A 13,558-nucleotide genomic window follows, 5' to 3' on the forward strand; every position below is an offset into this window, starting at 1 on the left:
TTCATCCCACCCTAGATAGTGACGCTTGCAGCTCGTCGTTTTGAAATAAGTATGGATAGCGTAACGCAAACAGCAATTAGAAGTACAGCAATAGCAATCGTCCAGACAACATCCGAGGTTGACGCTTCACCGACCATGATCATTCCGGCATAGTTGGCAAGTTTCCAAGGCGTATACGGCCAATACCGGAAAATTAAACCGTCGATCATTGGAAAGAATACAATAAGAAACAGGGACAAGGCTGTCGCGATTCCAGGAGTAAATAGAGCACTCATGAGAAGGGTTAGGCTAATCGCTAACACAATCCATAATGAGTAGACGCCTACTAGCCCCAAAAAGTTCGTGAACGAAAACTCGCCAAACAACAGCATGATGTAGTAGGCACTCGCACTGATACCGAGAATGAAACTGCCGATAAGGACGACACTACTAACTGCCCATTTGCTTAAAACATAAGATGGATACGACAAAGGCCGTACATATAAAAATGCAGCCGTGCCATTCTTTCGTTCTCGCGCAATCAATCCTGAGAAAGCAAAAGCAACTACAAGCATCCCGATAAATTGGTACTGTCCTAATGTCGACAAGAAAATCTGTTCAGGTGTCATATCAGGAAGCTGAAAAACCGCATCTTCCGGCATGTTTCCGGCAGATTCTAAAATCTGCGGAAGAAAATATGTAATCACAGGTTCCATGATCCCTAACAAAATAAAAACAATTGGAATCCATAGCCATTTGAAACTGCGGACGACTTCGCGCCATTCTTTTAAAGCCAACACTGAGAACTGGTTCATCGTCCGTTCACCACCTTTAAGAAAATGTCTTCTAAACTAACACGTGCGCGTTCTACTTTTGTAATCGCATGTTGTTGTGTAACGAGTTGATGAAGAACTTCCTGCATCGTAGGTTGTTCCTGCTCGATTGCGATATACACAATATGGTCTTCTTGACGTGCGGGAAGGAGCGAGGCGTCTACAAAGCTCGCCGCATCTTCCGCCGTTGTGAAATGCACTTCATAATGTGCATCTTCGTATTTTTTCTGAATATCACGCAAAGACCCTTGCTCAATTAGTTGCCCTTTGCGCATGAACAGCAATTGATCCGTCATCTCCTGCGCATCATTTAAAATATGTGTGGAGTATAAAATGGTGGTCGATTGCTGCAATTCTTTGATTAAGTTCAGCATTTCTCTTCGACCAATCGGATCAAGCGCAGATACAGGCTCATCTAAAAATAAAAAGTGTGGCTTATGTACAATAGCTTGTGCTAGACCTAGTCGTTGCCGCATCCCACCAGAAAACCCAGCAATTTTCTTCTTCATGACATCGCCAAGGCCAACAAATTGCAATGCTTTTTCAGATTCTACTCGCGCCGATTTTGCATCGACACCGCTTAAACGAGCGGCCATTTCCAAATATTCTAAAGTATTCATCCACCCATAGAACTTTGGATATTGTGATAGAAAACCAATCTTATCCCGGTAATCATAATCTGATCGTCCCTCTACAACTATTGTTCCCGATGTCGGATCCAATAGTTTCGTCAGCATTGATAATGTCGTCGTCTTCCCAGCGCCGTTCGGACCAATCAATGCCGTTGCTGTATGAGGTGTCAATGTAAAACTAACATCTTCTACAGCCGTCTCTTGGCCAAACTTTTTTGTTAAATTCTCTACATGAATCGTTCCTGTCATTGCGCATTCCTCCCTACAGCAAAATAGATGATGGGACCAATCAAGTTACCTAAAACAATCACAATCGCCCACACCCACTTCGGGCCATTTGTTGCTTCAATTCGAACTAAGTCTATAAGCGCAACTACTATAAGAATAAATTGCAAAATTAGAATAGGTGCTACCAATCCCCACGGTATTTCACTAAGTGTCATTTGCATTTTTCTTCCCCCCTAAGTCTAGTACTTATTTAAGTATACGTTTTAGATGTCAGTTCGTTTCGTTTGATTTCATGTAAGAAGGGTATTAATAAAACTAGAATGAACTTCTAAGGAGGATTTTACAATGGCTAAAGACGGATTCACAAATAAAGTTGAAGGTAAACTTGAAAAAGTTTCGGGTAAAATTAAAGAAGCGGTAGGAGATGCTACAGATAACCGTTCACTGGAGCGTGAAGGGAAGAAAGAGCAGCTTAAAGGGAATGTTCAAGAAAAGGCAGGAAAAGTACAACAAGATTTCGAAGATGTTACAAAAGATCGTCGTTAATTGACGGATATGTTTCTCTCACTATATGTTTTCAGTACAAGACACGTTGAGTAGCGTGTCTTGTGCTTTTTATTTTTGAATAAAAACAACTGCTAGATTCATCTTAAGACGTTTGGTATAGCGAAATGTATTTCAAAAAGCCAGATCCATCTTACGGTGCTTGTTCTAAAGATTAAAGTAAAAACGAAGAGGACAGGTGGAGGTGTTTCTTAGCTGTCAATCCCTCCATCCAGGCCGCCATTTCCTGGGTGAGTTTCCACGTGCCTCCCCATGTAAGCTGAAAGAAGAGCACTTTCATCTTCGTTGCCGGGTCTCGGGAAAACTCAGATGGCCCGGGAAATGACGACCTGGACTCCATGATTGATTGCCACTGAGAAGTTATCCCTCTTAATTTCTTATTTAAACTTTGTAGACTGGCGTTCGACCACTGACAGATCAGTACTTACTAGAAATATAGAATCACATAAAGAACTGTTCGGTTATTTTACGTTAGACATTGATAACTTTAAAAGGGTCAATGATACATATGGTCACGCAAGTGGAGATGAGGTCCTGATACGCTTGGCGGATTTGTTGAAGTACAATCTTCCGCCTCATGCAACGGCAATCCGCTTAGGTGGGGAAGAATTTGGGGTCCTGATAACTACTACCTCCGAAAAGGAAACTTTTGAATTGGCCGAACACACAAGAAAAATAGGGTGAAGATGCTGGATTTTGTTGTGACTTGAGAAGAAAGAGGTGAGACGTTGTTTTTAGGATCACTTGTATACTCATATCTTTTTACATGATCTTATTTAGAAGGACACAGTCTGATGATTGGAGTAAATTCTAATGAGTAAAAGTCTGAACGACAGCATATCGGAGTTCAAAGAACTGGTTACTCAATTAAACTAAGAACTTACAGAGGATGAGCTAGAAGTTCTTGCCGAGAAAGTCAGTGAATTAGCTGAACTAATTGAAAAACATCTTTCTAAAGACTCTAAGAAGATTGATTCATAGTAAAAGAAGATTTGGAATAAAACAAACGAAGTAAGCTTCTGATAACGAGAAACTCCCTTCACTTGCTTTATTCCATCCACTGATTATCCAAGATAGTCGAATTGTAGCAAATATAGTTCTACTTCATCCCAATCAGTAAAGTTAATGTATGAAAAAAACCTTATATGCCTAAAATTGTAGAACTTTGTCTTATTTTAGTGAGAAGAATATACTATTAAATGTGGTAGTGATATTATGAATAGAAGGAAATGAAGTTAGATCCATTCCATTTTCGGTTAAATGGCTTGATAGTTTCTTTCAAAAAGAAGGAACTACCTAGAGGATTTTCGAGATAATTACAACTATGACGAAATTATAGAAATGAGAAATGAATATCTACATCAAATGGAAGAAGAAATTACGGAAGGTTTATCTGGAAGCTCTAAGTTATATAGAGAAATCAAACCCTTATAGAAACGGCTTCCGGCGACTATAATGCCGGAAGTCTTTTTCTTTACTATTTTTTCACTTTGATATATTATTGATATTAGAAATAGGCAAACCTTTTGCTTATTGATATTGTGTGAGAAAAGGCAATCTCTTTGGAGGTTGCCTTTTCGTGTTTTATAAGAAAAATACAATTCCCTCGAGCTTATTAAGCCTTATTTCTAGTAATTGTTTTATCTCTTTTCTCGGCTGTAAAGAATTCCTTGCTTGCTTGTTTTTTTATTTATTAATAATCCACTAGTGTCGCATAAATTAGTTGGGAAAATTCAGTTTTCTTTTATTCGTTGAAAAAATTAAAAACGAACAGACATACCGAAAAAGGTAGTTAACATCCATTTTTTTACTATAAACTGTGGCATTTGCAGTTAGAAGCTATTCACCCTTACGGGATTGATCCCCCTTTGATCTTTCGTAGCCAGATGTAGGCGGATTTCCAAGGTGCCGCTCGTAGCCATCGACTGATCTGTAGGTAACTCCTTGGACTGTTCGTCTCAAGCTGTGCGAGAACATGGAGGCAATAGACGATCATGGCGATATACACCTGGTTATGCACAGCCTGTTCGCTCTGTCCGTAGAACTTTTTGATGTTCAGGTGCTGTTTCATCCACTTGAAGAACAGTTCGATGGCCCACCGTGACCTATAGAGTTCCGCTAGCTCGTCTGCGTCTATATCAAAGCGATTGGTGATTAGTTCCAATGGATTCCCCTTGGAATCCAAGACTTTGATGCGTCGAAACACATTCTCTGCTCGATTTTGCGCCGTACCGATCAAGATCATCTCATCAGACAAGACCTCGGAAGCCTCTAGACACTCTAACGGTTGTATCACACGTGTGACAGCGTTCTTCCGTAGACGTGATACGAAGAAGAACCCTTCATCTGTCATGCGGTCGAACCGTTCATAGTCCAGATAACCACGATCAAAGACGTACATGCATTCTCTATCATCGACGAGGACTTCTAACTGGCCACGGTCGTGCTCCTTTGCGTTAGTGAGCACTGCCTTGTCGGGATATGAACAACCTTTTTCTAAGAATACCAGCCGCAGATGGAGCTTGACGCCTGACTTGGTCTTTCTGAACTCTGCCCATCGATGACGATTCAGATTCAGTGGCAATGTGGTCGAATCAATGATCTTTAGAGGCGTCGTCGCCTTTTGGCGAATTTCAAAATGACTCATCTTATGGATTTTCGTGACCAAGTCGAGGAAGAGTACCTGAAACACATGCGTGGGAATCTCGCTCAATCGACGTCCTAGTTGCGAGAAGCTGATCGACTCTAGAGCCGTTGCTCGTTGAAGGTCGTCTGAGAACAGCGTGTCGCTTAGAGCCCGGAGGCTCTCTGTCTCATTGAGCTGTGCGAATACAAGCAGTTTGAGAAACGATTCGAAATGTAGCTTCTTTGTATAGTGATTTAACTGATGGGCCTCGACCAGTCCTTCAATTTTTCCAGAAGAAATTGGCGAGAGCCATTGTTCAAATGATGTTTTCCGTGTAAACTTATCCATGCGATTGTCCTTTATTTTGGATTTGGATGGTTTACTACCCGAATCCATTATAGAGGATTTTTTTACGTTTAAATAAATTTACAGACAATTCCGCTTATCGGACAAGACCTACTCATTTTAATGCGACACTAGTGATAATCCTTAAATATAAAACTATTTAAGGATTATTAATAAAAACCAAAAGAAAGCTCTCAACGAATATTCTTATCTGATTTTATGGCAGCAACAAAAGATAACAATAGAGTTTTTCCTTATGAAAGTGTTCGCAAAAGTATACTTTTACAGACAAAAGAGGAAGGCGGGCGCTAATCAGCATCCGTCTTCCTCTTTTGTTCTATTATTCCATTTAACGCTACTACCGATAAATTATCATATGTAAACCTAATATTTAAAAATTCTGAGTGATATTAAGATAATTTCTTACAAGCATTATATAAATAAGCAGGTTGCCTTAATGATTATCATTCTCTAAGGATGTCTGCTTAATTATAGTAGGGCTTTTTGCGGGATGTGAACAGCCTTTTTCTTAGGTACATAAAACAACACGAAAACCGATCGCACTTTTTCTACCACTCGAAGAAAAATTTCAAAGACATCGTAAGGGCAGAGTACATGACGACAGCAACTGCGAAAGTAGGAAAGTGAGTTTCTTTTTCGCTTGGCAACTCATGTGTAAATACGTGAAACATCATTGCTCCAGCGATAAAAGCGAAAACAATTGAATTTAGGATAGGGCTTAGGTTTACAGTAAGGGCAAAAATCCAGCCGGCGACGATTCCCAATGCAAGTACGTATTTTCCGTATTTATTATATTCTACAGGGAATTCTCTCCACATATCATGCGCTACTGCAATGAAATGCAGGCCGATCGCTATACAGTAAAAGATTGCCTGAATAACAGAAACTTCAAAAGAAAGAACTGTAAAGGAAACGAGGGCATTATATAATGCGTAAAAAGAAATCGCGGACCAAAACGAGGAGGTATGGGATACATAATTCTGTGTGATAACAATCTGAAGTCCGTGGAAAACAACGACGCCGATAAGTCCAACAAAATAAATCTCCGATTCCATGGTCAAATGACGGTAAGGCTCTTCAATATTAGCCTGCTCTTTATGTAGCGTTGGGAGTAGGTATACGAAAATGTAAGAAACAGCAAGTCCCCCGGAAAAAGAAAACCATCTGATCCGCTTTAATCTTTCTGACGGGAGGAGTACATTAGCAAAAAAATGAATGATGATATAAACGATCCCGACGACAAACGGAATAAATGACATTATTATACCTCCAGTCAGAATGGTATCCCTTTTTTCTTCAAGGAATATGTATACATATATTATACATTTGCAGTTCGTTTATTTCGAATAAAAGCGTCACTCTAAATTGGAAATCCTGTTATAAGAGCACTCTAACGTCATAAAAAATTCACACATTTCAAAAAACATGAATATTATTTAATTAATTGTAGATTATCATATTAAGTCGAACGGTTAGAAATTAAAAATAGCTCAAATGGGTACACAATAGTTAACGCGAATCAACTAAAGGAGTGTCCCCAAATGAGCTATGCCCACATTATATCACGGGAACGTGTGCTAATCGAGAGTTATTGCCTAGAAGAAAAATCGCTGTCCTACATGGCGAAACAGTTGAAACGAAGTAAAAGCACCATCAACTATGAGTTGAAACACTGTAAGCCGTATAACGCCCTTTTGGCGCAGGCTGACTACGATGCCAAACGTGAAAACTGCGGCTCCAGACGATCGGTTAATCAAGAAGACGTCGATTATATCCTGTCCAAACTGAAGTTGGGCTGGTCGCCCGAAAGCATCGTTGGACGGTACTGGAAAACGCATAAGAAACCCTTTCCTATCAGTGTCTCGAGCATCTACCGGTACGCTGCACTCGGCCTGTTCAAGCTGTCCCAAAAGCTTCTGATCCGCAAAGGGAGAAAGTTAAAGAACAATGAAGTGGAGACGCGAGGCAAGATGCCCCGTCTGAAAAAGATTCATGCACGTCTGGCGCCACGAAGCCAGGTGGGACATTGGGAAGTCGATACCGTCATCGGCAAGTCGCACAAGAGCCAGATCCTCACATTGACTGAACGCACCACCCGGTTTGAGATTATCTACAAGCTGGCTGCGAAGACGGCAAGTGAAACAACGCAGGCAATCATCCATGTGTTGAAAAACCTGCCAAAGAAAATGGTGAAATCCATCACCGCCGACCGGGGCAAGGAATTCCACGGATGGGTCGAGGTGGAGAAGGCCCTGGAACTTCCCGTTTACTTTTCCGATCCTGGCGTGCCGGGCCAACGCGGCACCAACGAAAACAGCAATGGCCGTGTTCGCCGCACCTATCCAAAAGGAACCGACTTCAGCCGAATGACCCAGAAGGAGATTATGGACTTTCTCCTAGTATTCAATCAGGTCCCCCGGAAAGTACTGAATTACAATACGCCATTTGAGGTATTCATGAGTTTCTTGCCTCGTTCGACTTGAGTTGACAATTTACAAATATACGGGCATATTGTATATACTCGGTTAATTATATCAAAAGTCAAATTCACTATAAGGAGGAGTTATGAACAAAAAGTGGTTTTCTCTATCAGTAGAAGACGTTGTAGAAGAGTTAAAGACGGATTTTGATCGGGGGATCACCGCTTCAAATGCTGAAGAGCGATTAGAAGCGTATGGAAAAAATGAACTGCCTGAAAAAAAAGCGGAGAATAGTTTCGTTAAATTTTTCAAACACTTTAATGATATTCTGATCTATATTCTGCTTGTAGCAGGAGTTATTAAATTTCTGCTCGGGTCCTACATTGACACGGGGATTATTGTATTAGTAGCCGTAATTAATGCCACCATTGGGTTTTTGCAGGAAAGCAAGGCAGAGAAAGCGCTTGAAGGAATAAAAAACATGCTGTCTCTTGATGCAGTAGTTATCAGAGAAGGAAAACGCCAGGAAATTGAAGCTGCAGATCTGGTTCCAGGGGATATAGTGATACTGAATGCAGGAGATAAAGTACCGGCAGATATTCGAATTCTAACTGCTGCGAATTTAGGGGCAGAAGAAGCCGCACTTACCGGTGAATCTGTTTCTGCAAGAAAGCAGACCGGTCCTTTGAGTGAAGATACTGTATTAGGTGACCAAACAAACATGCTTTTCTCGAGCACATCGATCACGTCAGGAAGCGGAACCGGTGTCGTCATAGCTACCGGTAAAGATACGGAAATAGGAAAAATTAATGAGTCAGTCAGTGAAGTAGATGAGTTGAAAACGCCGCTTATGAATCAGACGGACCGCTTCGGTAAAACAATTGCTTTGTTTATCGTCGGTGCTTCACTATTCATCTACGCATTCGGATTCTTTTTCCGCGACTATGCTCCAACGGACTTGCTGCTCTACACTATCGGTCTCGCTATAGCAGCGATTCCGGAAGGGCTCCCGGCAATCATCTCGATTATTTTGGCTCTCGGAGTTCAGAATATGGTGAAGCGCAACGCCATTGTGCGGAATCTTCCTTCTGTGGAAACGCTTGGCGCTGTTTCTGTCATCTGCTCAGATAAAACCGGGACACTGACAAAAAACGAAATGACTGTCACCACCCTGCTTACAAATGAAAAAATGTACGAAGTGACTGGCACTGGCTACGATCCGAATGGAGAAATACTCGAGGATGGGTCTGTATTGCAAGTAAAGGAACACGCGCAGATATATGAGCTACTGACTGCAATGAAAACATGTAACGATGCTTCTCTGCAGCAAGAAGAGGACGGAACGTGGACAATGAGCGGAGAGCCGACAGAGGGTTGCCTATTAACTGTTGCTGAAAAAGCTTCTGCTCCAATTCCGAGACATTCCATCATTTCTAAAATTCCCTTTGATTCTGACTATAAGTACATGGCTGTGTTAATTGAAGTGGCGGATACAAAGCGGATTTTTGTAAAAGGTGCACCAGATCGTCTGTTTGATATGGCAGAAGCAGCTGGGGACTTCACACGTGAGCCCTGGGAAAAAGCAATGTACAGCAGAACATCCAAAGGAGAGCGTGTACTTGCAGCTGGGGTCATTGAAGTGGACAAGATGAAAGAGGAGATTGAGCACGCGGACCTCACCAGCGGCATTCGTTTGCTTGGATTGACAGGCATCATCGATCCGCCACGTGAGGAAGCAATTTCCGCTGTTGCAGACTGCCACCGAGCAGGTATCGGCGTCAAGATGATCACAGGGGACCATCTTGATACAGCACTTGCAATCAGCAGCCAGTTAGGTATTGGTGATGGAAAAAATGGAATTGAAGGAAGAGAAATTGATAAAATGTCGGACGAAGAACTGGAAGAGTCTGTTCTATCTAACGATGTGTTTGCGAGAACAAGTCCCAATAATAAACTTCGCCTCGTTAAAGCATTACAGAAAAAAGGCAATGTTACTGCAATGACAGGCGATGGAGTAAACGATGCCCCTGCGCTGAAGCGTGCGGACATCGGAGTTGCGATGGGTATAAAAGGAACAGAAGTTGCAAAGGAATCGGCACAAATGGTCCTTGTAGACGACAACTTTGAAACGATAGTTGGAGCAGTCGAGGAAGGACGCAGAGTCTATGCAAATTTGAAGAAAACGATTCTGTTTTTACTGCCAACTAACGGTGCGCAGGCGCTCTTAATTATCATCGCGATTTTAATCGGAGCCACTGTTATGCCGGTTACACCGGTGCAGATTCTTTGGATTAACATGGTGATTGCAATTACCGTTTCTTTTGCTTTAGCATTTGAGCCCCTGGAAAAAGGAGCGATGGACAAGCCGCCACGCCCAATAAAAACACCGCTCCTTACACCTTATTATATTTTCCGCATCATCTTCGTCTCTCTTTTAATCGGTGGTACTGCCTTTGGGTTTTATAGATTGCTGCTAAATGAAACGAATGATCAGGCACTGCTCAATTCCGTCGTGCTGCATACGATTGTCATTCTGCAGTTGTTCCATCTGTATAATGTACGAAATGAAACAGGTTTCGCGTTTAACAAGAACTTTTTCAAAAACAAAGTTGCATTTCTCGTGTCTGGAGTGCTTATTCTCCTGCAGGTGCTCATCCTTTACGTGCCTTTTATGAACACTGCATTTGGAACCGTACCGCTTGGAATTGAGTACTGGATAATTCCAGCAGCACTCGGAGTTGTGATTTTCAGTATCATCGAGTTAGAGAAAGCGATTACTCGATTAATTATGAAAAGAAGGACTTGATACACTCCAGAGAAATGAAACAAAATACTGGTTTTAGTTAACAGCAAGTTCTGGAATAGAAGGGATGAACTCATTGGTTTTCAGTTTTAGATGAGTCGTCTTGCTATTCTTGAGCTTGCTTTTACTTTAAGTTATGTATAAAAAAATGTGAAAATTTTAATTTTGCGGATACAGCTTTGAATAATTCACAGAACATCTATAGTTTAACTTTGTGAGGAAATCTTATGTATATTGTTTAGATGATGAAAATGTTAAAAGGGCTCCTATGTACATTGAACAAACTACACAGATTACTGTTGTAAGCGCAGCAACGTCATTTAATGCTTACCATCACATACTTAGCGTTTATTAAGATAGACAGTTGATAGTGTTGTCTCTTCATTGCTGTTCACTTGATTAAATTTGAACGAACCGGTTTATTGTTGAAATCTAGTAAGTTAATTTGAAAGTAAACAATTCGTATAAGTACACTTAAACGAACAGCAAAGGAAGTGACCTCAATAAAATCACTTCCCTATCGATAATTCCTCATATATTAACTTCATACACTATAAGAATTCCTTGCATAGTTATTTACACAAGATATTTTACGCTCTCATTATGAATTCTATTTAACTCATTGATTATTATTTTATAATGAAACTAATTGTGAATATAATCAACTATAACCTCTAACTGAATACTAGATATAACTTGAAATCTATATATTGTTATTTGGTTACTATAAAATCTTTTTATTAAACTTTTAGATGAATAAGCGGATTTAGCTATCTGTAAAAAAATCCCCTCAGAATTTTTTTCTGAGGGGAGAAAACTATCTTTCAAGCTCTCTTTCTTGTTCTTTAGTATCTCGATTTAATTGTAAAAATGTATGCTTCAACTCTTTAGTCGAGCTTAGATGGGGATTTAAACCCTCTAAATGTTTCTCAAAATCCATCTTTGATTGAATCTGAGGATTCTTAACAAGTTGCCAGCCTATCGTGATCCCGTGTTTCGATTTGGCTTGAAGGTTTGGTTGCTTTAATAACCTTCGCAAGTTGAGCATTCAGATGATTCGAGTTGAGTTGTTCAAGTATTGGTACATCTTTGTGCTTTGTCTGACTCAAGAATTTGTCTGTATTGAGAGACTGTGCAATACCTGATTTATCGATGAAACGTTCAGCCTCGGATTTCTTAAAGAACGTCCGTTGCGAGCTTTCTCCACCTTCGATCGTCACAGCGTATTTTCCTTCATCAAGTTTCGTCACTTCTACGATATCCTCTACCTTTTTGTATTCAGTGGCGAGCTGTCCCTTATTCTCTAACACATTTACTACATGATAACGCTCCGTCAACTCATCGATAGGTAAGATCCGGTTTGTGTTGGTACATAGAAAGGCATTGGAACATTTAAGGTCTTCCTAGAAAGAGTTCTTTGACATTCAAGTTTTTACTAATAAAGTTCTTTAACTTTTGTTATTCTAAACGATTCTTATACAACGCATGCAAATTAGCAGTTTTAGTAATGAAAATCTTATCAAGAAAATAAGTAGACTATCTAACAAAAAGGGAAATTTCTACTTTTGTTAGGTAGAAGTTTGTAGAGGATGCATTTCTTTTTAATGAAAAAAGACTACTAGTGTCGCATTAAAATAAGTAGGTCTTGTCCGATAAGCGGAATTGTCTGTAAATTTATTTAAACGTAAAAAAATCCTCTATAATGGATTCGGGTAGTAAACCATCCAAATCCAAAATAAAGGACAATCGCATGGATAAGTTTACACGGAAAACATCATTTGAACAATGGCTCTCGCCAATTTCTTCTGGAAAAATTGAAGGACTGGTCGAGGCCCATCAGTTAAATCACTATACAAAGAAGCTACATTTCGAATCGTTTCTCAAACTGCTTGTATTCGCACAGCTCAATGAGACAGAGAGCCTCCGGGCTCTAAGCGACACGCTGTTCTCAGACGACCTTCAACGAGCAACGGCTCTAGAGTCGATCAGCTTCTCGCAACTAGGACGTCGATTGAGCGAGATTCCCACGCATGTGTTTCAGGTACTCTTCCTCGACTTGGTCACGAAAATCCATAAGATGAGTCATTTTGAAATTCGCCAAAAGGCGACGACGCCTCTAAAGATCATTGATTCGACCACATTGCCACTGAATCTGAATCGTCATCGATGGGCAGAGTTCAGAAAGACCAAGTCAGGCGTCAAGCTCCATCTGCGGCTGGTATTCTTAGAAAAAGGTTGTTCATATCCCGACAAGGCAGTGCTCACTAACGCAAAGGAGCACGACCGTGGCCAGTTAGAAGTCCTCGTCGATGATAGAGAATGCATGTACGTCTTTGATCGTGGTTATCTGGACTATGAACGGTTCGACCGCATGACAGATGAAGGGTTCTTCTTCGTATCACGTCTACGGAAGAACGCTGTCACACGTGTGATACAACCGTTAGAGTGTCTAGAGGCTTCCGAGGTCTTGTCTGATGAGATGATCTTGATCGGTACGGCGCAAAATCGAGCAGAGAATGTGTTTCGACGCATCAAAGTCTTGGATTCCAAGGGGAATCCATTGGAACTAATCACCAATCGCTTTGATATAGACGCAGACGAGCTAGCGGAACTCTATAGGTCACGGTGGGCCATCGAACTGTTCTTCAAGTGGATGAAACAGCACCTGAACATCAAAAAGTTCTACGGACAGAGCGAACAGGCTGTGCATAACCAGGTGTATATCGCCATGATCGTCTATTGCCTCCATGTTCTCGCACAGCTTGAGACGAACAGTCCAAGGAGTTACCTACAGATCAGTCGATGGCTACGAGCGGCACCTTGGAAATCCGCCTACATCTGGCTACGAAAGATCAAAGGGGGATCAATCCCGTAAGGGTGAATAGCTTCTAACTGCAAATGCCACAGTTTATAGTAAAAAAATGGATGTTAACTACCTTTTTCGGTATGTCTGTTCGTTTTTAATTTTTTCAACGAATAAAAGAAAACTGAATTTTCTCAACTAATTTATGCGACACTAGTGAAAAAAGACTTTTCATGAAAATCAAAATGATGAATTCAGATGAACAAACAGCGCGGGAAAAGATTATGTCTACTTTTTTGCACAC

The 13,558-nt window shown here is 40.8% G+C and carries 11 protein-coding genes; 5 read left to right on the forward strand and 6 right to left on the reverse strand.

The window, feature by feature from the left end:
* Positions 1-11: 11 nt before the first annotated feature.
* Genes ACF3OH_RS13315 through ACF3OH_RS13325 form a run of 3 tightly spaced genes read right to left on the reverse strand, consistent with a single transcriptional unit; the run spans position 12 to position 1,893 of the window.
* A complete protein-coding gene (locus ACF3OH_RS13315; RefSeq protein WP_204589859.1) occupies positions 12-794 on the reverse strand; it encodes an ABC transporter permease in 783 nt (260 codons plus the stop codon).
* A complete protein-coding gene (locus tag ACF3OH_RS13320) occupies positions 791-1,693 on the reverse strand; it encodes an ATP-binding cassette domain-containing protein (protein ID WP_392455105.1) in 903 nt (300 codons plus the stop codon). Before ACF3OH_RS13320 ends, ACF3OH_RS13315 begins: the two co-directional genes overlap by 4 nt.
* Positions 1,690-1,893, reverse strand: a complete 204-nt coding sequence (locus ACF3OH_RS13325) for a PLD nuclease N-terminal domain-containing protein (RefSeq protein WP_204589857.1) — start codon at positions 1,891-1,893, stop codon at positions 1,690-1,692. Before ACF3OH_RS13325 ends, ACF3OH_RS13320 begins: the two co-directional genes overlap by 4 nt.
* 124 nt (positions 1,894-2,017) lie before the next feature.
* Here ACF3OH_RS13325 and ACF3OH_RS13330 point away from each other — a divergent pair, with 124 nt between their 5' ends.
* Both ACF3OH_RS13330 and ACF3OH_RS13335 read left to right on the forward strand, forming a co-directional pair.
* Positions 2,018-2,218: a CsbD family protein gene (locus ACF3OH_RS13330; RefSeq protein ID WP_204589856.1), complete on the forward strand. Its 201-nt coding sequence runs from the start codon at positions 2,018-2,020 to the stop codon at positions 2,216-2,218.
* 360 nt (positions 2,219-2,578) lie between these two features.
* Positions 2,579-2,920, forward strand: a complete 342-nt coding sequence (locus ACF3OH_RS13335; RefSeq protein ID WP_392455107.1) for a GGDEF domain-containing protein — start codon at positions 2,579-2,581, stop codon at positions 2,918-2,920.
* A gap of 1,165 nt (positions 2,921-4,085) precedes the next feature.
* Here the strand turns inward: ACF3OH_RS13335 and ACF3OH_RS13340 are convergent.
* Together ACF3OH_RS13340 and ACF3OH_RS13345 are read right to left on the reverse strand one after the other, a co-directional pair.
* A complete protein-coding gene (locus ACF3OH_RS13340; protein ID WP_392454494.1) occupies positions 4,086-5,210 on the reverse strand; it encodes an IS4 family transposase in 1,125 nt (374 codons plus the stop codon).
* A 566-nt stretch (positions 5,211-5,776) separates the two neighbouring features.
* Positions 5,777-6,487 (reverse strand): hypothetical protein, encoded by a 711-nt coding sequence (locus tag ACF3OH_RS13345; RefSeq protein ID WP_204589855.1) that lies wholly within the window; start codon positions 6,485-6,487, stop codon positions 5,777-5,779.
* A gap of 282 nt (positions 6,488-6,769) precedes the next feature.
* Here ACF3OH_RS13345 and ACF3OH_RS13350 point away from each other — a divergent pair, with 282 nt between their 5' ends.
* Positions 6,770-7,711, forward strand: coding sequence for an IS30 family transposase (locus ACF3OH_RS13350; RefSeq protein WP_204589854.1), 942 nt, complete (start codon positions 6,770-6,772; stop codon positions 7,709-7,711).
* An 82-nt stretch (positions 7,712-7,793) separates the two neighbouring features.
* Positions 7,794-10,454, forward strand: coding sequence for an HAD-IC family P-type ATPase (locus ACF3OH_RS13355; protein WP_392455109.1), 2,661 nt, complete (start codon positions 7,794-7,796; stop codon positions 10,452-10,454).
* A gap of 959 nt (positions 10,455-11,413) precedes the next feature.
* On the opposite strand, the gene ACF3OH_RS13360 is transcribed toward ACF3OH_RS13355, so the two are convergent.
* A complete protein-coding gene (locus ACF3OH_RS13360; protein WP_392455111.1) occupies positions 11,414-11,701 on the reverse strand; it encodes a hypothetical protein in 288 nt (95 codons plus the stop codon).
* 500 nt (positions 11,702-12,201) lie between these two features.
* Between ACF3OH_RS13360 and ACF3OH_RS13365 the strand changes: the two genes are divergently transcribed.
* A complete protein-coding gene (locus ACF3OH_RS13365; RefSeq protein WP_392454494.1) occupies positions 12,202-13,326 on the forward strand; it encodes an IS4 family transposase in 1,125 nt (374 codons plus the stop codon).
* Positions 13,327-13,558 lie beyond the last annotated feature (232 nt).

Origin of the sequence: Chryseomicrobium aureum, assembly GCF_043182735.1 — a bacterium.
GTDB classification, from domain to species: domain Bacteria; phylum Bacillota; class Bacilli; order Bacillales_A; family Planococcaceae; genus Chryseomicrobium; species Chryseomicrobium aureum.

Coding starts and splice junctions, on each gene's coding strand:
- ACF3OH_RS13315 (WP_204589859.1), bottom strand. CDS start 794: ATGAACCAGTTCTCAGTGTTGGCTTTAAAAGAATGGCGCGAAGTCGTC.
- ACF3OH_RS13320 (WP_392455105.1), bottom strand. CDS start 1,693: ATGACAGGAACGATTCATGTAGAGAATTTAACAAAAAAGTTTGGCCAA.
- ACF3OH_RS13325 (WP_204589857.1), bottom strand. CDS start 1,893: ATGCAAATGACACTTAGTGAAATACCGTGGGGATTGGTAGCACCTATT.
- ACF3OH_RS13330 (WP_204589856.1), top strand. CDS start 2,018: ATGGCTAAAGACGGATTCACAAATAAAGTTGAAGGTAAACTTGAAAAA.
- ACF3OH_RS13340 (WP_392454494.1), bottom strand. CDS start 5,210: ATGGATAAGTTTACACGGAAAACATCATTTGAACAATGGCTCTCGCCA.
- ACF3OH_RS13345 (WP_204589855.1), bottom strand. CDS start 6,487: ATGTCATTTATTCCGTTTGTCGTCGGGATCGTTTATATCATCATTCAT.
- ACF3OH_RS13350 (WP_204589854.1), top strand. CDS start 6,770: ATGAGCTATGCCCACATTATATCACGGGAACGTGTGCTAATCGAGAGT.
- ACF3OH_RS13355 (WP_392455109.1), top strand. CDS start 7,794: ATGAACAAAAAGTGGTTTTCTCTATCAGTAGAAGACGTTGTAGAAGAG.
- ACF3OH_RS13365 (WP_392454494.1), top strand. CDS start 12,202: ATGGATAAGTTTACACGGAAAACATCATTTGAACAATGGCTCTCGCCA.